The organism is Methanolobus profundi, from assembly GCF_900114835.1.
GTDB lineage: Archaea > Halobacteriota > Methanosarcinia > Methanosarcinales > Methanosarcinaceae > Methanolobus > Methanolobus profundi.
The window spans coordinates 145,064-167,177 of record NZ_FOUJ01000006.1 but is presented as its reverse complement, the minus strand read 5'-3'; the positions used below and the strand labels follow the sequence as shown (position 1 = coordinate 167,177).

Genomic DNA, 22,114 nt, shown 5'->3' with positions numbered 1-22,114 from the left:
CATGTTTTTCTATTTTAATTATTGTGTACGTCAGGGAGCTGATATAAAAAAGCTGGTATCATCTCAATAAGAAGATGGTCATAGACCCCTGCCTTGCTGTCACCTTTTGTTATATTTTCTTCACTGCATTAGGATTTTATAGTAAATACCACATTGATAACACACAAGAGCATATATCAGCTATATTATTATCATTTAACAACGGAGCTTGGTTTTGGACTCAATATATTTTCTGGAAATGGTAGTTTCTGTGCTCTTTATGAGTATGGTGGCCCAGACGCTAAGTAAACGCTTCAAGGTTCCTGTCATCATCTTTCTTTTGATAGAAGGTATCCTTGTAGGTCCTGAGTTTCTTAATTTCATCGACCCTGCTACTTTCGGGGACGGGTTAACTGCCATTGTCTCTCTGTCAGTTGCTGTGATCGTCTTTGATGGCGGTTTACATATTGATGTTAAAAGCATCAGGCCGATACAGAAGACAGCGTTAAAGTTGACCACAATTGGTGTTCTTATCACATTTTTGGGTGCTACTTTAATTACATATTTGTTACTTGACGATGTCAATATAAAACTTGCAGCACTTTTCGGTGCTCTTGTTGCTGCAACAGGACCCACGGTAATAACTCCTCTTGTACGAAATATCCATGTGAATCACAAAGTAGGTAAGATACTTGAAATAGAGGGTGTTTTCAACGATGCTGCCAGTGTTATTATTGCAGCGTTCACATTTGAGTGGATAGTTTCTCAGCTTTATGGATTTGAAGCTGTTGCATTTATCCTTCAGAGGCTGGTAATAGGTACTATAATTGGTCTGCTCAGCGGTTATCTATTGAAGAATTTCCTTTCAAGGGGATCCCTGGTGACCGACCAGACAGCCAGATTCTTTACTTTGACGCTTGTTATGTCTTCTTATGTCATATCTGAACTGTTGGGTAATGAATCCGGGATCCTTGCAGCAGCTATCTTTGGAATAGTGACCGGAACTTCCAATATTCCTCATAAACAGGCTCTAAAAGAGTTCAAGTCCGATCTTGTAATGATGATGCTGTCCATCATATTCATCCTTCTTGCTGCAATGCTGGATTTCCAGGATATCATAAGTCTTGGTTTCAAGGGTATTATAGTGGTTCTGTTGCTAATATTCATTGTCAGGCCAATGGCGGTCTTTGGTTCAACTATCAATTCACGTCTTAAGACGAACGAAAAAATATTCATATCATTTATAGGTCCCAGAGGTGTTGTTCCTGCATCGATAGCAACATATTTTGCTGTTAAACTGGACTCTATGGGAGTCCTTGGTGGACAAACACTGGTAGGCCTTGTATTTCTTACTGTGATCATTACCGTTGTAATGACCGGCACTTTAGCAAGAAGAGTAGCTAACTTTTTAGGAGTTATACCTATGGAGATCCTTATCATTGGAGGAGGCGAGGTCGGAAAGATCCTTGCCGAGAGATTTGAGAAACGAGGGGAGAATGTCGTTGTTGTGGACAATTCCGAGGAGAAATGCCAGCGTCTGTTAAAACAGGGAATACGCGCTATTCATGGGGATGCAGAGGATATCAATGTCCTGAAGGAAGCTGGTATTGAGAAAGCCAAGTATGTAGTTGCAACTACTGATCAGGATAATACAAATCTCCTTGTCTCCCAGATCGCTAAAAGTAAATTCAATCGAAGAGAGGAGCAGATCGTTGCAAGGGTCAATAATGTAGAGAACCTGCATGCTTTCTGGGATCTGTCCATACGTTCTATGAGCCCGCAGATGACCACTGCTCTTGTACTTGATAATATGGTAGGGAAGCCCTCCATGTTCTCTATGTGTGAGGTTGGAGAAGAAGGTGAGATCCTTGAGATAAGGGTTACAAATCCCAAGGTCGCCGGAAAGGCTATCAAAGAGCTTAACCTCCCTGAGAACAGCCTGTTGCTCATGATAAGAAGAGGAGATAAATCCTTCATTGCCAATGGTAACCTTGTACTTGAGTACGATGACCTTGTTACTGTCATTGGAGAAGGGGATGCTGCGAAGGAAGTTGCGGACATACTTTACAGATAAATATTAGAACTTATAGTAACTTTATTACTGTGAGGGATAATATATGGGTGTGATAAGGACCAAGGAAAGCCTTGGACGCAGTCTGGGTTTCTTCCAGACATTTGCGATAGGGACCGGCACAATGATCGGAGCCGGTATTTTCATTCTTCCTGGTATCGCGATATCTTCAGCAGGCTCAGCCGCTATTCTTTCTTTTTTGCTGGGTGGTGTCATATCCATGGCAACAGCTCTCAGTATGGCCGAACTGGCCACGGGTATGCCTAAAGCAGGAGGAAGCTACTATTTCATAAGCAGGGCCATGGGTGCAGCATTTGGTGCTGTTATAGGTCTTGGAGCATGGCTGGCACTTGTTTTCAAAGGGTCCTTTGCACTGATAGGCCTGGCAGATTATCTTTTCGTTCTGATACCCATTCCTGTTATCATCACTGCTAGTGCAGTAGGTTTGTTCCTTCTTTTTATAAATTATCGTGGAGCAAAGAGCAGTGGTTCATTGCAGAACATCATTGTTATTTTTCTTCTCCTGATCCTCACATTGTTCATCATAAAAGGCACAATGATGTTCGACACCGACAAATTCACTCCCTTCATGCCTTATGGTTCTGGTTCTGTGTTTGCCACCACTGGCCTTATCTTCATATCCTATCTGGGAATTACACAGCTTGCAGCTATATCTGAAGAAGTGAAGGAACCATCAAAGAATCTGCCTCGTGCTCTTATTGCATCCGTAGGTGTTGTCACTCTGATCTATGTAGGAGTTATGGTGGTCGTTAGCGGGAACCTGACGCATGATCAGTCATTGAACACTTTGACACCTCTTGTTGATGTTTCTGAGATGATGGCAGGAGATATTGGTAAGATCCTTATAGTCATTGGTGGTCTGCTGGCAACATTATCTACAGCTAATGCTGCAATAATGTCTTCTTCCCGATTTCCTTTTGCAATGGGCAGGGACGACCTTATACCATCCTGGTTTGTCCGTATACATAAAAAGCATGATACTCCTCATAATGCTATTATGATCACGGGCGCTGTGATGATCATATTGCTTTTGCTTTTCAATGTTGAGCAATTAGCAAAGCTTGGCAGTACATTCAACATATTTATTTTCGTACTGATCAATCTGTCAGTTCTGATACTTAGAAAAAGGTCTCTTGAAGAATATAAACCAAAGTTCAGGGATCCATTTTACCCTTATACTCAGATCATAGGTATTACTTTCAGTCTTTTGCTCTTGCCTACAATGGGATTAATGCCAATGGTATTTGCAATTGTTGTTGTTGTTCTGGGCTTGCTCTGGTATGAGCATTATGGAAAAGGAAAGGCTTTTCCACGCTACGATATTTTTGATGTTCTTGAAGACAACATCTATCCTGTTCCGCTGGAGGACAGTTCTGCTATAAGGATACTGGTACCAATAGCAAATCCAAATCACGAAGATGACCTGTTGTACCTTGCGGACTGCCTGGGCGATGAGATCATCGGTCTTAATGTGATCAAGGTCCCACAGCAGACAGGTCTGGAGGAAGCAAGGGAGGCATTCCATGCGAACAGGATCGCAGTGGACGGCGCATTAAGGGAGAAGTTCGACGAGTTCCCTGTAATTCTGGCCCATGATAGAAAGTATATTGTAGCTTTCGATCACGATGTTACAAATTCTATAGTTGAACAGGCTGAGCTGGAAGATGTTGATTTTATCGTTATAGGCTGGCATGAGATCGATCTGTTCCATCCATCGATAAGAAACATTGCACATCAGGTATTATCATCTGCAAGCAAGAACCTTGTTGCATTGAATGGTAATCTACCGGAAACTATCAGGCGTATAGTCGTAGCCTACAATGGAAAAGAGAATTCAGAATATGGTCTGTATCTTGCTAAAAGACTGGCAAAGTGCACCGGTTCAGAATTGCATATTTTAAGGGTTATCCGTCCTGATAATGATGACACTTCACGCAGGTCTATCCAGGATGAACTTGAGAAAATTGCAGAGGACAGGTCTGTCTTTAATATATCAACTCATCTGATCGAGCATAGCTCTGCTGAGACTGCGATAATGGATTTTCTTGAAAAGGATGATGTGTTGGTAATAGGTGATTCCGGCAAGCGGTTCAGTTTCTCCCTGATAGGGGATCTACCATATGTCCTGGCCAAAGGTCATGACGGTCCGGTCATGATAATAAAGAAACACAGGCCTCTTTCTTCAGGTGGGTTCAGGTATTTTGCCATGAAGAAAATAAGATCCATAAGGTCCTATATTCTTGATTCCAGAAATAACTAGTCCGATGTCTATATAATGGATAATTGGACATTTCTTTATATATTACTTTCACCATGCTCACAAGTCAATTATATATGATCGAAACATACAGCATAATTGCCTCTCCAGAGAAACAAACAAGAGGCTTGAGGATCTAAATATGAAACAATTAGCACAGGAGATCAGTGCCAGGTTCAGCGAACTTGGAGTGGAGATCCCTATAGGGGATATCGAGGAACGCCTTGACAAGATGATACACAAGTTCAAGGTACCTAAAGAAGAAGCACGAAGAAGTGTTGTCAACTACTTTTTAAAATTACATGATATCAAGAGGAACGAGTTCTATGTTGGAGAGAGATCTGAGTCTCCAATGGCTAACATCGCTGATATCACAGAAGATGGCAGATGGGTCAATGTAAGGGGTAAAGTGGTACAACTATGGGACAATACCCATGAGTCTATTTCTCAGGTAGGTCTCATTGGTGATGAGACCGGGACCATCAAGTTCACAATGTGGGAAAGTGCAGGTGCACCTATCGTGGAAGAGAATATGAGCTACCTTTTCAAGAATGTCGTTGTCAATGAATGGAATGGCAAGTTCCAGCTAAATGTCAACAAGAGCAGCTCGATAGAGTCCATTGATGATGAGATAGAGGTTGGAACGGCAACGGTGGATATCACAGGTGCTATGGTGGACATACAGTCCGGTTCTGGTCTGATAAAGCGCTGTCCTGAATGTAACAGGGCACTGACAAAGGGTGCATGCATGGAGCATGGCAAGGTAGATGGTGTTTATGATCTCCGTATCAAGGCTGTTATGGATGATGGTGTATCCGTACAGGATGCTATATTGAAGAAGGACCAGGTGGAAGACATAACCGGCATGACACTTGAGAGTGCTATTGCAATGGCTGCTGATGCTCTTGATCAGGGAGTTGTCCTTGAGCAGATGAAAAGTATGCTTGTTGGTAAATACTATAAGTTGAGCGGATCTCGGGTGGACCGATACCTGATAGCTGAATCCATTAGTCCTGTTTTTACATATGATCCGGCTGAACTGGATGAACTTATAGCTGCAGCAGAGGTGATCTGAATGGCCGGATATACGAGAGAAGTTTCAAGAAGGGTGTTCGCTCAGGAATTCAGAGAATCCAATCTGACATTCAAGGATGGCGATGATCAGTATGCTCCTCAATATCTTCTGACACCAACAGGTGCAAAGATAAACCGTGTCTTTATTGTAGGGACACTTATCGAGAAAGAGGATATTGGTACTGATTCAGAGTACTGGCGTGGTCGTGTGACCGATCCCACGGGTTCTTTCCTGATATATGCAGGTCAGTATCAGCCAGAAGCAGCCCAGGTACTTGCAGAATGTGAGACTCCTGCATTCGTTGCTGTAGTTGGTAAACCAAGTACTTACACTACAGGAGAGGGTGATGTCCTTACCTCAGTACGTCCGGAATCTCTCTATGTGGTTGATGGCGAGACAAGGGATATGTGGGTTGTTGAAACTGCACGATGTACTCTTGACAGGCTCCGTTCAATAGATGGTACTTCTGCCAATTCACAGAAGGCAAAGGAGTATTACAATACGGATGTCCATCATTATTCTTCAATGGTCTCTCAGGCATTGAGGTCATTAAAGGAAAGCTATTGATGCAATTCAGGGCTTCTGCCCTTTCTTTTTTATTGGTTCTGTGTATGGGGTATTGTCAACCAAAAGTTGAATATGTAACGCCAGCCTTGTAGATATTGTGGGTGTTATGAGAACTTATCTTGTCCTCTGGTTCAACAGTGAAGGCACAACGCCTTCTGAAGTTAGCAGGAGGTTGATGTCCCTTGGATTTCAACCCGTACAGGGGAATTATGACTACGTATTCACGTGGGGTAACAATGTCGATCTGGATGAGATCCTTCGTTTTTCCGATAAGATCCAGATGACCTTGAAGGGCACTGGTGTGATGTTCAAAACAGAGACCATCAATGGTCTAAATTAGTCTGTATTATTTTCATTCTCACTGAGCTTACGTGAAAAATCGATATATCCACAGGATTGCCCTGTTATAGGAATAATATTTGTTGTTACAGAACCGTCCTTTATCACCAGTTCGACTGCACAGGGATCGGACATCCTTGCTTTTGTAGGTGAGCCCGGACAGATGATAAGTACATCGCTCTTTTCTATGATCGGTCTGTGGAGGTGTCCGAATACAAGGACATCCACGCCCATCTCCAGAGCCATGTATCTGGTTGCTGTGTTATCAACAATGGAAAGTGAAGCTTCGTGGACCACTCCTATCTTTATCCCTTCGACCTCAAAGACAAGTTTCTCAGGTAGTAGTTCCCTGACTGCAGGTTCATCGGAATTTCCGTGGACTGCTTTTAGCTTCCCTGTGGCTTCAAGAGCCTTGTAGAATGCGAGAGAATCAAAATCTCCTGCATGCACTATCATATCATACTTGTCAAAGACATCAGAAAGAAAAGCTGGAACAGTGTCGGTCTGTAAATGTGTGTCAGATACAAGTATGAGTTTCATAGCATCATCTTCGGTTATTTCTAATTCTATTGTATACTAAGGTCAACAAGTTCGTATTCAAGGTCTTCTGCTTCAAGTCTGCTAAGGATGGTCGGGACCTCCTCATCAATGGCAAGCACCAGTGAAGAAACTCCATGGTATGCTGCTTCAATTACAGATTCCTTTGCGCCGAACATCACATCCGGTTCACGTCCTATCCTTCTGAGGGATATGAGTGATTCGACACCAACTGTTGCTATATATGATCTTGACTTTGCAAGGGACCTTAAACGTTCGACATCCACGTTATGTGAACCGCCACGTTCGACCCTTGGTATGCGGCAGACAGTTATGCTTGCGTTCTCAAGGTCTATAAGGCCCATAAGGTCAGTAACACCAACATCATCGCCTTCCTTTGCGCTTGATATCGTGGTTCCTGTAGCATTTGTAATGTCTGTTGTGCTTACATACAAAAGACCATTGTCCATTTTCAGGTAGACCTCTTTGCCCTGATCAAGGTCTTCCTTGGCGATCGCAGTCCATGTGGAGACATGACTAATGATATCGCTCATTACATAGCGTGCATATCTCTTCATATCTGCTGCGTTCTCAAGTACCCATTCAACACCCTGCTTTGTGATCCTGTAGCGAACCCTTCCTTCTGAATATATATGGCCTTCAGAAACAAGTTCCTTTATATATTCTGAAACAGCTTGTGGTGTAACACCTATCTTCTCAGCTATCTCTTTCTGACGCACATTCGGCTGATGTGCAGCTACTTCGATGAGGATCTGGAATTTAGTTATACCACTTTTGCTGTGAAGGAGTTCGATCATTCTGTTTCGCCTTCCTGAAGATACTTGAGTCTCTGTCCCATGACCGATAGCTTCTCGGACCTGCGGGCGACTGCACGGATATAAAGAGGGCTCTTGTTCATTGCTCTTGTAAGACTGCTCATTGAATCGTTACCCTGTTCAACCAGTTTTTCAAGTTCTTCTATGGCATCCTTAACTTCCTCGTAAGGCATGAAAGTGAGCATTATTATGTCACTCATATCCTCAAAAGAGCACTGGAAATTAGTCTGCACCTTAGAATAGGATGTTCGGTATTCCTTCTCAGGGGTCTTGCCAGGTTCCGGCATGTGCCACTGGCTCTCTATCAAACCGCTTTTCTTAAGTATGTTTATACTTTTAGTAACGTCCGTACCTAAAAGATCATCAAGGTCTTCCTTTGTCATCCATAGGTTGAGAAGTGAATCAAATACCTTTTTGTGTCTCTGGGATCCAAAAACCTGTAGCAGAGGTACGAGTTCTGAAGGGTCGTTTATAATTCTTGTTCGTTTACTCATCTAATTACCTCGTCTGTGTCAAAGGACCTGGTATAAATAGCCACAGTTGAACTTCTTATCTTGTTCAGGTGAGCTCGTTTTGCCCACACGTTGTCTATTTTAGTACCCATAATATGGAGGTTAATCTTAATAAATGTGTTGTGATCTCATAATGTTTTGAAATAGATATCGGCCTCTTTATCATTCCATTTGAATGAAGGTATCTTGCGTAGCTGTTTCTTTATATCCTCATGCAATACCCGTGTGAATACAGGTATCTACATCCAATTCTTCGAAAGCTATCACAAAAGCCGGGGCCAACTCCAACTTCGCCCATATAGTGTATGATGTTCGTAATATTAATGACTTTCAGATCATCCTTTTACAGGGTATGTGGTCTGGAAGGTATCACATATGATCGGATGGACATTCTCAGTAGTGGATGCCCTTCCATGATAACAGGGGATATTTATTATAAGCCTGATCAATATTATGCTAAGTCATTAATGTATATAGTTACCATCAGCCTATGAGGGACTCTAATAACGTCATTATTGCTTTTAAATCTACCTGTATATACTATATTCTATAATCTTCTTTGAAAAGTACCGCTAACTATATCAGGTCTGTTACCAACTATGATGCAGTTAATATGTCTGACAATATCTATCTTCTTATCAACGAGATACTCAAGGGAAAACAGCTCTCGATAAGTGGGGTCACACGTGAACTGAAGGATAAGGGTATCGATGAGCATCGACTTGTTATGACTGGTTATCTTCGGGCACTGAAGGATCTCAGGAAACTCAATGAGGTAGAGATCCCTCCTTCCAAGGTGTACAGTATTGTAGAGACTGAGCAGACCGATAGCATGGACATATATTCCCTGATATCCGATCATATAAGGTCCATAGACCCTTCCCTGATGGTCCCTGTAGCTGCCTATGTGTTATCCAGGACCCTTGACAGGCCTGTCTTCAAGGAAGAGTTCACAAAGATGGGATTGAGTGCAAAAAGCCTTACGGATTATCTTTCATCTCCAGAGTGTGAACTTCATCTCACAGATAAGAATCCCAAGGAATATACTACTGGTATCACAAAGATCAAGGTTCCTGTCGGTGAGCCTGCATATGAAATTAAAAAAGCAGATCCTGCTGTTATTAAGCATTCCAATTGCATTCTCATCAGGATATTGAGAAGCTCTGTTGACCTGGGTGGTCTTATCCCGAAAACAAAACCCACATCCCTTGAAGATTTTCGATAAATTTTTATTTTGTATTTACTGAGGTATACTATGCCTGAATTTGATGAGAATATCATGATGCATCCGATAGGCTATATACAAAATGAAATATCAGAGCCTGGTCCTATCAGGGATAAAGAAGATCTTGAGTCTCTTATAGTTGTAAACGATGAGTATGCAGAGGGTCTTTATCGTATAGGGGAACTTGAAAGGCTACAGGTCATGTTCTTTTTCAGTCTTTCCAGAGGTTTTGACATGGTACAGAGACGCCGTTATGATGGTGAAACTGTAGGCGTGTTTGCATCAAGGAGTCCAAACAGGCCAAATGGTATTGGTGTCACTGTTGTAGAGCTTCTGGGTGTCGAGGGCAATACACTTCGTGTGAAGGGTCTTGATGCTATCAACAATACTCCTGTGCTGGACATAAAACCATATCTCGAATAGATAATATATGAAAAAATGGTTGTTTCTTTCATGAATCCCATTAAAGTAGCCTGCATCCAGATGGATATTTCTCATTGTGATAAGGAAGCAAACCTATTACAAGCTTTCAGGATGGCAGAGACTGCTGTATCAGAAGGTGCTGATATCCTGGTCTTCCCGGAAGTGTTCTCAACAGGATTCTGCTATGATCATATTGAAAGCTGCGCAGAGAGTGAGAATGGGAAGGCTATACAGGAGATGTGTGCTTTCTCAAGAGATCACGAGTGTGTACTTATCTTTTCCATAATAGAGAAACAAGTAGTTGAAAATGATATCAATTACTATAATCTCGGTGTCTGTATAGAGGATGGGGAAGTAGTGGGAACATATCGAAAGACCCACCCGTTCAAAAAGGAAAAACAATATTTTTCATCCGGTGATGAGATAGAACCCATCCGGCTTAAGAACAGGCAACTTACCATTGGTATGCAGATATGCTATGAACTGCGTTTTCCTGAAGTGGCAAGAAAACTTGCTCTGGAAGGCTCTGATCTGCTTGTTACAATAGCCGAGTTCCCAACACCCCGGGGTCATATCTGGAAGTCTCTTGCAATTGCCCGTGCTATCGAGAACCAGATCCCGCATGTTGCATGTAACAGGGTAGGAAAAGGTCCGGATCAATCATTTTTCGGTGGTTCTATAATAGTTGATGCCCTTGGTGAGGTCAAAGAAGAAGCAGATGACTCCGGATCTGTGATAGTTCAAAATATCGACCTTGAAAGGACAATGGAAATAAGGAGTATGATCCCAGTGTTCGAGGACAGAAGATCGGATCTGTATTAAAAGGACAGTTATTTCTTAGATCTTCTCTTTTTTCAGGGTTACTTTGAAAGTAGTTCCTTTCCCGTCAGGTCCATCCTCTACTTCAATGCTTCCTTCATGTAGTTCGATTATACGTTTTACGATAGCAAGACCAAGTCCGGAGCCTTTAACATTCACTTTATGTGCTCTCTTGAACCTGTCAAAGATATACGGTTTCTCAGTATCCGGTATTCCTTCTCCCTGATCGGTTATTGCTACTTCCCATGCATCTTCATGGTCATTTATCTTTATTGCGATAGTTGTTCCCGAAGGACTGTACTTTATAGAATTGCCTATTAGATTTGAGAATACATCTTCTATCGTTGCATTAAGCTCTGCAGGGTATCCGCCATCCTGATCAAAGCTAACTGTTATCTTTTTTTCATCAAGTTTCGGCTTCAGGTTATCGAGTACTTCCTCTATTACCTCTTTCAGGTCAAGTGACTCATAATCAAGCTCATCCATATTCTCAAGCTTTGCCAGATTTGCTGCATTCTCTATTAAGTAGATAAGCTTCTTGTTGTTCCTTTCAATTGCACTGGCAGCTTCTCTCTTCTGTGTTTCTGTCTCAACTTCCATTAGATATTCAACATATCCTTTGATGACAGTTGCAGGATTTATGAGGTCATGGCGCAGTATGTCTGTGAACAGGTCCTTAAGTTCGTTCGAATGCTTAAGCTCGAGAGAATATTGCTTTAGTTTCTCTTCTGCGATCTTCCTCTCCCTGATTTCGACCTCAAGTTCCCTGTTCTTGGAATTGAGCTCATAGGTCTTCTCATCGACCTTATTGCGCAGAATAAGGCTCAGTATAACAAGTAGTAACAGCAGTCCCCCGCCGATGCTCACTGAGAATTTGAGCCATGAAGGACTCTCCCATGTGTTCAGGTCAGTTGTTTCCGTTTCCGGTGTGATGTAATGTATCTTCCCGTCCTCGATCACCATCTGGCGTATGTTCTCGTCGATAAGTATCGAGATATTCATGTCTGCATTTTTGGGCAATGCGAATACCATGTCTGTCGGGGATATCACAAAAGATATTTTCTTAACATCATACTGTGATTCATGTTCGTTACCATAGGACCGGGCTATGATACCTGCATCAGCATCTCTGTTCTGGATCATCTCGAAGATCGCCTGATAATTCTCTCCCTTCACGAAAGTATAACTGATATTGGAATTTCCTGGACTGGCATTGAAGCTCTCGAAAAAGATATCTTCATAGTAGGCGATCCTTTTTCCTCCAAGGTCATTCATGGAACTGATGTTCGAGTCACTGTATGTATAGACAACACCCCAGTCTGTGAATGCTGCTTCTGTCGTTAGTAAGAAGCGTTCATTCATCTCAGGTGTAAAGGGTATGGCCGGTACTATGTCTATGCTGCCATTATCCAGTCTGGCAAGTGACCGGTCTAGAGTACCGGGCACAAATTCAAGTTCCAATCCTTCCTTTGAAGCGATATTCTTCAGGATGTCAATGTAAAGGCCTTCGGCTGTTCCGTTATCATCAAAAGATATCAGTGGGTCGTTCTGGTAGACCCCAACCCTTATCTTCTGATGGGCAGTTTCCTCTGCGGATGCACACGTGGTCAGTAATGTAAGGGCCAGCGTGATGCATATGAGGATATGGAGGCTTCTGTTGCGCCTTTCTGTCCTGTTCTGCTCTTTAATTGTAATTCATCCATTCCATTCGGTATGTATTGACCTGTACCTATTTTATTTGCTACTAATTTATATTTATCGCAACAAATTATAGCCTGAGCATACAGGGGATGAATTCAAAATGAAAAAAGAAGGCTGGCTTCATACCAGCCAATAGAGTTATTCAAGATATATGGCAGGTCTGAGTGGAGCAGCGAACCTTGACTTGTTCTCAGGGTCATACTCCGGTTCATCTGCATTATATACCTGTATCGGACATCCGATCTCATTTGCCAGACAACCGATGTTCTCTTTGAGGATGTTCATCTCATCAAGTGTCATACCTAGCATCATCTCGAACCTTTCGGTCTTCATACTGGATATGTCAGGAACAAGCTTCTGGACGTACTTAGGTATCTCCTTTCCGTATTTACGGTTCTCAGGATCGGCCATAAGTGTCTTGATAAGCTTCCCAGGGTTAAGCTCATCGTTGTTCTTCATCTCAAGTGCCATCTTGAAGGCTTTTATCTTCCAGTCCGGTGCAGTATATAGTGCTACCATCTTCGGAGTGATCTTAGTGACCTTGATGATCTCTTCGATATCCGATAGTGTGCTGCACATAAGTTCCTCTGCCAGTTCAGCATCGTTGTCAATGAATCTGGGACAGAATATCGGATATGCTGCCTGTGAGACAAAGTCTCCTTCACCATGACCCATTTCGGACCATAGTTCTTCACAGATATGTGGGGTGAACGGTGCCATAAGACGTACCCATGTGTCAAGTACATCGTAGAGCAGTGCGCTTCCACCTCTTCTCTGGTACCATTTCACATCGTTGTAGAGCAGGAAGAAAGCATTCTGAAGTGCACTTCTTGTCCTGATGGATGTCATGTCGTTGTTAGTTTCCCTGACGCACTGCTGGAGTCTGCTGAGCATCCAGCGGTCTATAAGTTTAAGTTCACCTTCGATCCCTGATGTTGCACCGGAATCAATGATCTCCTTTGCAAGTTTGTGGAATCTTTCTACCTGCTTCCTTGAACTTTCAACGCCTATGTTCCTCCAGTCTGCATCCTGTGTCTGTTCTGCACTGGAAAGGATATACATACGTGAGACATCGGCACCATAGGTGTCAACTGCTTCCCTGAGGGTGAGTATAGGTCCCTTGGACTTGCTCATCTTCTGTCCTTCAAGGGATACGAATCCATTGACTGCAAGTGCACGTGGCCATTTATCCTCTTCGAATATGGCAACGTGGTGGAACAGGAAGAACAACAGGTGATTTGGAACAAGGTCCTTTCCTGATGATCTCAGGTCAACAGGGTACCAGTAATCGAAATCAGACTTGATGTTCGCAATAAGTGTTTCCGGAAGGCCGGTGTCTATAGCTGCCTGCTGGACGGAGCCTTTTCCAAGGAGTACATAATCGAATAGTGAAGGCTTCAGCTGCTCAACATCGATGCCCTGTGCAAAGAACTTGTTAGTTATATAATATGACATGTAGATGGTGGAATCACCAAGTGACTCGATAAGCCAGTTGGTATCGAAAGGCAGTTTTGTACCAAGACCTTTCTTCCTTGCACATGCCTTATCCTTCAACCAGTCCACTTTGTTGTTGAATTCGACCCTGATCTCCTCAGGAATGATATCCATGCCTTCGATGCATTTGTAGACCTTGTCCTTCCAGTCAGGGTTTGAATAGTTAAGGAACCACTGTCCTTTAACCATATTCACAACGCACTTTGTTCCGCAGCGGCATACTACCGGTTCACTGAACTCATAGAACACTTCGCCTATGCCTTCTTCAAGGAGGTCACGGGTAAGTATGTCCTTTATCTTTGAAACAGCAACACCTGCATATTTGCCTGTGTTCTCTTTGAGGACACCACCATGGAACTCACGGCGATATACGATCTTAGTTGCCTCTTCAGCCTTAGGGTCGTTCTGGTCCTTTACACCGAACTGCTCCACAGCCTCGACAGCAGGATATTCTCCGAATTCCTTTGCTTTGATAAGTGAGATAAGTTTGATATCCTTGAGGTCTTCTGTAATGCCATATTCTGAAAGGTCCTTGTCGTAGAGATCCTTGAGTGCCAGGTAGTCATAAGGTGCATGTGCGGGTACACTCATTACGATACCACTGCCGTTTCCAGGTTTTACAAAAGATGCAGGGAGTGTGATTACCTCTTTGCCGGAAAGTGGGTTCCTGACCTTCAGACCTACAAGGTCTTTTCCAGGTACATTCTCAATGAATTCGACTGTCCTGTCGGTGAAAGTGAGTTTATAGTATGCTTCCTGACTTACCACCCATATTTCCTCACGACCATCTTTAGTGACCTTTATCTTTGCATGTTCTATCTCAGGGTTCACCCAGAGATTAGTAACACCGAAAATGGTCTCAGGTCTGAGGGTAGCACATGGAAGTATCATTCCGTCATACTGGAATTTGACAAGGGTAAAATCGACGATGGTAGCTTCCTCACCGTGGAGGATGTCGTGATCTTCCACCGGGTTGTTGTCGTTAGGGCACCATTTGACAGGGTGTGCACCTTTCACGATAAGTCCTTTGTCGTGGAGCAGATTGAACTGCCATTCGATGAACTTCTTATATGTCTCATCGGTCGTTGTGAACTTACGTCTCCAGTCGATCGAGTAGCCAATAGAGCGCATTGCTTTTTCAGCTTCGACACTGAAATACTCGACTATCTTTTCAGGAGTAGTGAGTGTTACGAGGATGTCGTCAGGTATCCTGTGCAGACGGGAGTAAACATCCATTGTCTGAGGATCCTGGTTCTCAATGAGCTCTGCAAGACCAACTATGGGTGTTCCTGTTACGTGGAATCCCATTGGGTACAGTACATTGTATCCAAGCATTCTCTTGTGCCTGGCAATGACATCTCCTATTGTGAAGGTTCTGGTGTGCCCGGCGTGTAAATTGCCGTTCAAGTATGGGTAAGGGATGGTTATGAAATATTTTTCCCTCTCATCAGGCTCAGGCTCGAATATCCTGCTCTCATTCCAACGGCTTTGCCATTTGTTCTCTATTCTCTGTGCATCATAATCCTGTTCCATTGTTAGCACCTCTCACACCGGACCTAAATAACCGCAAGAGTTCATTATATAAACTCATCCATTTATGATATTAAGTTTCTGTATCCATCCTGAAGTAGAACTACTCGTATCCTGTGGCACCAGAATATACAGGGCCACTGGTATGAATGCTTCAAGTGATACATAGATCGCTCATTCAGCAGTGTTTTATGTGGTAATAAGTACCAACCTACATAAAACGCACGGAAAATAAGTACTATGTCTATTGAACAAGTTTCTCAGGGAGATCTATCTTGTTCTTTTTTACTCGTTATATGCTTCCCACATCCTTATCATCTGTTCTCCACAGAAAGGACAACAGACATCTACATCTCCACAACTGTTACAAGGGATCATAACCTCCCTTACATAGCCGCAGTTGTGGCATTTGTAGTTCTTTCCTTTACGAGTTTCGTACATTTGGTTCATTATACCCCATTCTCCATTTTTAGATTATTACCAGAGCCTAATATAGTTAACCAGTTACACAAATGCGCAAAACTATGTGCAAGTTCTGACCGATATACTTATTCTCGATCATCTCAGTATCCTGCTACATGGAATTCATGATCATAGGTGGCTCTCTCTATGTTGAGAGCGTACCGGAGCTTTTGAGCAGGCTACGGTCGATCTCCTCTCTCTATAATACTACCATACAGGCAATGGATGCTGACAGGATAGCCGGTGAGGAACATGTCCTCTTTGCTATACGAAAAGCATTGCGTGCAATAGAGAACGGGTCCAACATGGCAAGGGACATGGGTATTGAGATAATGCGTTATGCTGCAGGTAAGAAACAGATAGAAGAGGCATTCTCAATGGGTGTTCACGAAGGTGACATGGATATTGTGTTCGTCGTGCTGGGTGAGGAAAAGGAAGTGAAGGATTCTGTAATGGCTTTGAAGGATATTATTGCGGAAACGTCTGTGCTCGACTACTCCGATACTAAAAGGGATATCATCTTGGAGCAGTTCCTGATCAGTGACAAGGAGATACAGGCAGTGGGTGAGGATATGATACCTTCCATTGTGCTGGAACGTGTGGCTCTTGTGGATGTCCTGAAATAGGACTATGTGGCAAAGTCCCTCGTAACTCTAATATAGAAACCATTAATACATGTGGCATTAAATCTTTTATAGCCAAATAACAGATATCGGAAATGATAATTATGCCTCATCCTAAAACAGCTGAAGATATGATAAAATGTGCCGGACCTATCGAATGTAACCTTCTGCCAAGGTTGTTACATGTTACAGAAGCAGCAGCAATTGCCGCTTCATATCAGATGGGCCGTGGTGACAAGAACTATTCTGATCAGGTTTCTGTTGAAGCCATGCGCAGGACACTCAATGACCTTGACATGAAAGGCGTGATCAAGATCGGTGAGGGAGAGCGTGATGAAGCTCCAATGCTTTTCATAGGTGAGGAAGTAGGTACAGGAAAAGGTGACCTCGAAGTTGATATTGCAGTAGATCCTCTGGAAGGTACCAATCTGGCAGCTGATGGGACACCTGGTGCTATTTCAGTAATGGCTATGGCAGAAAGGGACGGTCTGTTCCATGGTCCTGACATATACATGGATAAGATCGTTGTGGGCTCTGAGGTCGTGAAGTATGAGAAAGAACATCCCGATGAGATGATCGACCTTGACGCTCCTGTGATAAAGAATCTGGAAATAGTTGCAAAGGCTCTTAACAGGACCGTGGATGAGCTTGTTGTTGTCATTCTCGACAGAAAGAGACACGAGAAAAAGATAAAGGAAATAAGATCCACTGGCGCCAGAGTAAATGTGATCAGTGATGGTGACCTTATGCCTGGAGTTGCAACTGCAATACGTGGTTCCGGTATACACATGGTACTGGGTTCGGGTGGCTCCGGTGAAGCTGTGCTTACTGCAGCAGCTATCAAGATCCTTGGCGGCAAGATCCTTGCAAGACTTGTCCTTCCTACTGTGGCAAATGGCGGTACTCCTGAGGAGATCGCTAAGGAGAAGGAAGAAAAGATGCCAAGACTTGCAAAGATGGGTATCACAGAAGACAACATCAATGATGTTCTTGATACTGAAAGACTGGCTCCCGGAAAGGATATCATCTTCTCTGCAACTGGTGTGACCACAGGTTTCCTCTTGAAAGGCGTAAGTCTTTTTGGTGACGGTGATGCAAGGGCTAACAGTCTTACCATGGGAAGTTCTGGTGTCGTCAAGTTCACAGATACTATATACATCCATGACAAGGAAAGAACACCACTCAGGTTCGTATAATTCTGAAGTCTCAAATGAAAGTACATATCTCAACCTACGGCTGCTCTGCAAGTCAGGCATCAGCCGAGATCATGAAGGCAAGTGTCAGGGACAGCGGGCATGAGCTCGTCCCTGAAAAAGATGCCGAGGTAGTTGTTATCAATACCTGTACTGTGAAGTATACTACCGAGCAGAAGATCCTTCATAAAATAAGGGAATTTGGTGAGAAAGGTATCAAGGTCATAGTCTCAGGGTGTATGCCCGAGGTTCAGCTCGATGATATCATGCATCAGAATCCCAACGCCCATATCCTTGGTGTCAACTCTATCTCCAGATTGGGACAGATGCTTGATTCACTTGCATCAGCAGATGGGAGTGTGAAAGTGTTCCTGCCGGAGCCGGAAGGATTCCAGATGGTCCCAAGGATCCGTTATAATTCCAACATCCATATCTGTCAGTTGTCACAGGGATGTGATTATGCCTGTGCCTATTGTATCGTTACTGTTGCACGTGGAAGTCTGCGCTCTTTTGATCCTGATGAGATCGTCGAGGATGTCAGGAAGGCTGTGGAGGAAGGATGCAGTGAGATATGGCTCACTTCACAGGACAATGGTCAGTACGGGACCGATAAGGATGTTCTTCTTCCCGAACTGCTGAAGATGGTATGCAGGATCCCGGGTCAGTTCAAGATACGGGTAGGAATGATGAATCCCTTCTCAGTGACACCGATACTCGATGATCTTCTCGATGCTTTTGAGGATGAGAAGATATACAGGTTCCTTCACCTTCCGATACAAACTGCTTCTGACAGTGTACTTGAGAATATGAACAGGTATCATTCGATATCCGAGGCCAACGAAATTGTCGACAGGTTCAGGGCAAGATTCCCTGATATGACACTTTTTACTGATCTTATAGTCGGCTATCCTGGTGAAACGGATGAAGATGTCAGAAAGACCGTTGAATGGGTGAATGAATATAAGCCTGAGAAGGTGAATATCTCACGTTTCACTCCAAGACCTCACACAAAGGCATGGGACCTTCGTAAGATCGATTCACGTATAATAGTGAACAGGTCCAATGAACTACATGCGGTATGTGAAGCGGTCAAGTTGGAGTCAAGGGAAGGGATGATCGGCAAAGAGGTGGATGTATTTATCTCCAAACCTGCAAAACAGAAGGGTATGATGGCACGTACTGATTCTTATAAGCCTGTGGTGATCCCTGAATGTGATCTTGAACCTGGCATTACGTGCAGGGTGCATATCTATGATGCAACTCCTGGTTATTTCCTTGGAAAGATAGTAAATAGTGAATGATCACGGTGTGATCACAACTATTCTTTTCAGATCATATCGGTCTGTTCTTTTTGTAATCTTTGTACCTTGTCCAGTATCTTCTTGTCATATAGCTTAACGATATCACTGCGGGTTATTATTCCCAAAAGCTTTGAACTGTCACTTCTAGAGACCACGGGAAGTCTTCCGATATCTTTTGCAGCAAGACGTTTCAGGACCGTGTTAAGACTTTCATCAGGGAATGCGATCTCTACATCTTTGCTGGCGATCTCGTTAATGGTCTTCTCAAGTTCATCGTGTCCGACCTTATCCCTGACATCTTTCAGGGTCACTATTCCGCAGAGTTTACCATTCTGATCAAGCACCGGGAATCCTGCATGTCTGCTGGACTGCATGAGGGCTACAAGCGCACCGACATTCTTGTTCTCGGAAACGGTCTGAACATTATGTTTCATGGCATCTCTTACAAGAAGGTCTTCCATTATGTCGACCTCTCTTCCTTTTCTGATAGTGAATCCCCTGCGGTGCAGTCCCTCTGTGAATATGGATTCGCTGTTTATGGAACTTGATATCACGTTGCTCACTACACATGCAAGCATTATCGGGAGTATCATGTTATAGTCCCTGGTAAGTTCGAAAAGGATGAGTATGGATGCCAGTGGCGCCCTGCTGGTTCCTGCGAAGACTGCACCCATGCCTACGAGGGCATAGGCACCGGATTCTGCTGTGAATGCGGGGAATAGTCCGTGAACTATTGAACCATAGGCTCCTCCTAACATCGCACCTACAAAAAGCGATGGTACAATGGATCCGCCTGACCCACCGGAGCCCATTGTGAATGAGAAAGCGATTATCTTAAGGACGACGAGTACCAGCATGAGCTTGAGTGCAAGTCCGTTATTGAGGGCATCGGTGATCACATCGTATCCTACTCCAAATACCTGTGGGTAGAAATATCCGATCAGTCCGACAAAGAGACCACCAATGGCAGGTTTGACCGCCGGATGGATGGTCATGGATTCAAATATCTGATGTGTTCCAAAAAGTGCACGCATTAGCAATGCTGATGTAATTCCTGCAAAAATACCAAGGAAAAGATAGAGGAACGACTCATAAAAGGGATTAACAAATTGGTATGAGGAGACTTCAATTGTATGGACTCCGAATATTATGCTTGATACCATTGTGGCGAAAACAGCAGATATGACGATCGGTATGAAGGAACTGGCCTCTAGTTCACCAAGGATGACCTCCACTGCAAACACGACACCTGCAAGAGGTGCATTGTATGCGGCTGCAATTCCTCCTGAGGCTCCACATCCGATGAGTACCTTCACACGGTTCCCGTTTATTTTAAATGTCTGGGCGATAAGAGCGCCTATTCCGGAACCGGCCGTGACAACAGGTGCCTCTTTTCCCACCGATCCGCCGGAGCCGATGGATACAATGGATGCCAGTACTTCAAGAAACGCATTTCGGGGTGACATCCGGCCACCACGAAGGGCGGTCGCTTCGATTATCTCTTCGATATCATAGCGCCTTGTATGTATCATTGTATGAGCTATTATGCCAACGATAAGTCCGCCAATGGCAGGTATGAATATGATCAGGATGCCTGGTGAGTCAGGAAGGCTTCCAAAGAACAGTTTGTCGCTTGCTTCAAGCAACCTGTCGTAGAATACGATGGCAAATCCTGTAAGTACACCTACTATAAGTGCCAGAGAGTTAGATATCAGTGACTCGGTCTGTAACCATTGCAACAGGTTCTGTCTGATCTTTCCGTTAGCTTGTTTTTTATCCAAGGAGTTTCATCTCGGTTACTGGATGGCAGGTTTTACATGTACATGATAGATATAATTTTTGAACTGATGCTATAGTTCTATATATTTTGGGCTGGTAGTCTTTATATTGTGTGGGGATGTGACCTCTATTATTATATGTTTGTTCAATATATTAATATCTGCAAATTTATAAAATATGCAAAATTGAATACTTTTATAATATATCACAGTATATTGAGTAATTGTGGAGTAATATGGGGGCATCAGTGATAGCACTGTTTGTCCGCAAAATTAATAGGAGTAGCTGTATACAGTAAGTATTCGGCATTGTGTGTGTCCAACTATAAGATAATGGACTCAGAGCACATTGTAGTGTCAAGGGTGGAGAGCTATGCATCCCTTAGTGAAAAACAGCGAACAAAACGGGTTATTGAACTATATACGGATACTTTTATCGATCTCTATAGTACTATCGATATTCAATCCTGTAATTATAGCAAGTGCAGCATCAGCAGACGCAGTTTCAATTGGTTCAGATAGGGTGGACCCAGGAGATGTCGCAAACGTCGCGATCCTCATAAACAACAGTAATAATGTTTCTGGAATGAACCTGACCCTGGAGTATGACCCTGGTACAATAGAATTGGCAAATATTTTTGAAAATTATAGTTCTACAACCGGTCATGTTGTAAGTTACATTGATAATAGTGGAACTGTTGATATTGAGGTCAGGCAGATAGACAACCTAACTGATGCAGGTTCTGTTCCTGTTCTTGATCTGGTCTTTAATGCACTATCCAGTGGTACTTCTGACCTTGGTCTTCTGAACGTCGAGCTGATCGAGAATGGTGTACCATCATCACCTGATGTCACAACTGTTGGTAGTATCACAGTTAATACAGCACCTGAATTTGGTATTATCGCAGACCAGTATGTCAATGAGTCTGAACTTCTCTCCTTCAAACTCAATGCAACAGACATCGACAATGATGACCTTACTTTTGACAAGGATGTCATCTTTGGTAATATTGCAGGTGATGTCTTCAGCTGGACCCCTACATCCTCCGATATTGGTGTTCATTATATCAATTTCAGTGTCACTGACAGTGAGCTTCAGGATTACACTGTTGTAACGATCACTGTAAATGAAGCAAGCTCAGTGACATATACTCCGGCATCTCCGGTAAACTTCATCAACACTACCGGTAACTTCTGGGTCCTTCATGAATGGGAAGCTGGTAATAGTGGTAACATAACAGATGGTTACAATGTCAGCTATGATAATAGCTGGTACAATACAACTGGTCTTGAATTCAATGATACAGTTGGTATGAATGCCCATGACTGGTCCAATATCACAGTTTACGCTTACAATGCTACCAGTTCCAC

The 22,114-nt window shown here is 43.3% G+C and carries 19 protein-coding genes; 12 read left to right on the top strand and 7 right to left on the bottom strand.

Going from position 1 to position 22,114, the window contains the following annotated elements; translation table 11 throughout:
* The first annotated feature begins 214 nt into the window (after positions 1–214).
* The 5 genes from BM008_RS12995 to BM008_RS12975 all read left to right on the top strand — a co-directional run bounded on the left by BM008_RS12995 (position 215) and on the right by BM008_RS12975 (position 6,310).
* Positions 215–2,053, top strand: a complete 1,839-nt coding sequence (locus tag BM008_RS12995; RefSeq protein ID WP_091937699.1) for a cation:proton antiporter domain-containing protein — start codon at positions 215–217, stop codon at positions 2,051–2,053.
* Between the two features lie 43 nt (positions 2,054–2,096).
* Positions 2,097–4,331: an amino acid permease gene (locus BM008_RS12990; RefSeq protein WP_091937698.1), complete on the top strand. Its 2,235-nt coding sequence runs from the start codon at positions 2,097–2,099 to the stop codon at positions 4,329–4,331.
* A gap of 139 nt (positions 4,332–4,470) precedes the next feature.
* On the top strand, positions 4,471–5,403 hold the full coding sequence (locus tag BM008_RS12985) for a replication factor A (RefSeq protein WP_091937696.1): 933 nt from the start codon (positions 4,471–4,473) through the stop codon (positions 5,401–5,403).
* The gene (locus tag BM008_RS12980; protein WP_091937693.1) at positions 5,404–5,970 is read left to right on the top strand and encodes an RPA family protein; all 567 of its coding nucleotides are present in this window, start codon (positions 5,404–5,406) and stop codon (positions 5,968–5,970) included.
* 106 nt (positions 5,971–6,076) lie between these two features.
* The gene (locus BM008_RS12975) at positions 6,077–6,310 is read left to right on the top strand and encodes a hypothetical protein (RefSeq protein ID WP_091937691.1); all 234 of its coding nucleotides are present in this window, start codon (positions 6,077–6,079) and stop codon (positions 6,308–6,310) included.
* On the opposite strand, the gene BM008_RS12970 is transcribed toward BM008_RS12975, so the two are convergent.
* The 3 genes from BM008_RS12970 to BM008_RS12960 are packed head-to-tail and all read right to left on the bottom strand — an operon-like array spanning position 6,307 to position 8,176.
* The gene (locus tag BM008_RS12970; RefSeq protein ID WP_091937689.1) at positions 6,307–6,849 is read right to left on the bottom strand and encodes a YfcE family phosphodiesterase; all 543 of its coding nucleotides are present in this window, start codon (positions 6,847–6,849) and stop codon (positions 6,307–6,309) included. The genes BM008_RS12975 and BM008_RS12970 overlap by 4 nt on opposite strands.
* A 26-nt stretch (positions 6,850–6,875) precedes the next feature.
* Entirely contained in the window at positions 6,876–7,664 is a 789-nt protein-coding gene (locus tag BM008_RS12965; RefSeq protein WP_091937687.1) for a DUF7839 domain-containing protein, read from the bottom strand.
* Positions 7,661–8,176: an ArsR family transcriptional regulator gene (locus BM008_RS12960; RefSeq protein WP_091937685.1), complete on the bottom strand. Its 516-nt coding sequence runs from the start codon at positions 8,174–8,176 to the stop codon at positions 7,661–7,663. The genes BM008_RS12965 and BM008_RS12960 overlap by 4 nt, the downstream gene beginning before the upstream one ends.
* Before the next feature lie 631 nt (positions 8,177–8,807).
* Here BM008_RS12960 and BM008_RS12955 point away from each other — a divergent pair.
* The 3 genes from BM008_RS12955 to BM008_RS12945 are packed head-to-tail and all read left to right on the top strand — an operon-like array spanning position 8,808 to position 10,664.
* Positions 8,808–9,419, top strand: a complete 612-nt coding sequence (locus tag BM008_RS12955) for a hypothetical protein (RefSeq protein WP_091937683.1) — start codon at positions 8,808–8,810, stop codon at positions 9,417–9,419.
* A gap of 30 nt (positions 9,420–9,449) precedes the next feature.
* Positions 9,450–9,842 carry an SAM-dependent methyltransferase gene (locus tag BM008_RS12950; protein ID WP_091937681.1) on the top strand — a complete coding sequence of 131 codons (393 nt, stop codon included), beginning with the start codon at positions 9,450–9,452 and terminating at the stop codon, positions 9,840–9,842.
* Positions 9,843–9,872: 30 nt separating this feature from the next.
* Positions 9,873–10,664, top strand: a complete 792-nt coding sequence (locus BM008_RS12945; RefSeq protein ID WP_091937802.1) for a nitrilase-related carbon-nitrogen hydrolase — start codon at positions 9,873–9,875, stop codon at positions 10,662–10,664.
* Positions 10,665–10,679: 15 nt separating this feature from the next.
* Here the strand turns inward: BM008_RS12945 and BM008_RS12940 are convergent, their stop codons facing one another.
* The 3 genes from BM008_RS12940 to BM008_RS14965 all read right to left on the bottom strand — a co-directional run bounded on the left by BM008_RS12940 (position 10,680) and on the right by BM008_RS14965 (position 15,827).
* Positions 10,680–12,230 carry an ATP-binding protein gene (locus BM008_RS12940; protein WP_281246283.1) on the bottom strand — a complete coding sequence of 517 codons (1,551 nt, stop codon included), beginning with the start codon at positions 12,228–12,230 and terminating at the stop codon, positions 10,680–10,682.
* Between the two features lie 270 nt (positions 12,231–12,500).
* A complete protein-coding gene (gene leuS, locus BM008_RS12935; RefSeq protein WP_091937677.1) occupies positions 12,501–15,389 on the bottom strand; it encodes a leucine--tRNA ligase in 2,889 nt (962 codons plus the stop codon).
* Positions 15,390–15,671: 282 nt separating this feature from the next.
* Positions 15,672–15,827, bottom strand: a complete 156-nt coding sequence (locus BM008_RS14965) for a hypothetical protein (protein ID WP_177188071.1) — start codon at positions 15,825–15,827, stop codon at positions 15,672–15,674.
* Between the two features lie 137 nt (positions 15,828–15,964).
* Here BM008_RS14965 and cgi121 point away from each other — a divergent pair, with 137 nt between their 5' ends.
* From cgi121 to BM008_RS12920, 3 genes are all read left to right on the top strand, one after another.
* The gene (gene cgi121, locus BM008_RS12930; RefSeq protein ID WP_091937675.1) at positions 15,965–16,474 is read left to right on the top strand and encodes a KEOPS complex subunit Cgi121; all 510 of its coding nucleotides are present in this window, start codon (positions 15,965–15,967) and stop codon (positions 16,472–16,474) included.
* Positions 16,475–16,575: 101 nt separating this feature from the next.
* Positions 16,576–17,667: a class II fructose-bisphosphatase gene (gene glpX, locus BM008_RS12925; protein ID WP_091937800.1), complete on the top strand. Its 1,092-nt coding sequence runs from the start codon at positions 16,576–16,578 to the stop codon at positions 17,665–17,667.
* A 14-nt stretch (positions 17,668–17,681) separates the two neighbouring features.
* On the top strand, positions 17,682–18,965 hold the full coding sequence (locus tag BM008_RS12920; protein ID WP_091937671.1) for a tRNA (N(6)-L-threonylcarbamoyladenosine(37)-C(2))-methylthiotransferase: 1,284 nt from the start codon (positions 17,682–17,684) through the stop codon (positions 18,963–18,965).
* 26 nt (positions 18,966–18,991) lie between these two features.
* Here the strand turns inward: BM008_RS12920 and BM008_RS12915 are convergent, their stop codons facing one another.
* Positions 18,992–20,746, bottom strand: a complete 1,755-nt coding sequence (locus tag BM008_RS12915; protein ID WP_091937670.1) for a chloride channel protein — start codon at positions 20,744–20,746, stop codon at positions 18,992–18,994.
* Between the two features lie 370 nt (positions 20,747–21,116).
* On the opposite strand from BM008_RS12915, the gene BM008_RS14960 reads away from it, so the two are divergent.
* Positions 21,117–22,114: cohesin domain-containing protein (locus BM008_RS14960; RefSeq protein WP_177188070.1), on the top strand; the 998-nt coding region annotated here is incomplete at its 3' end.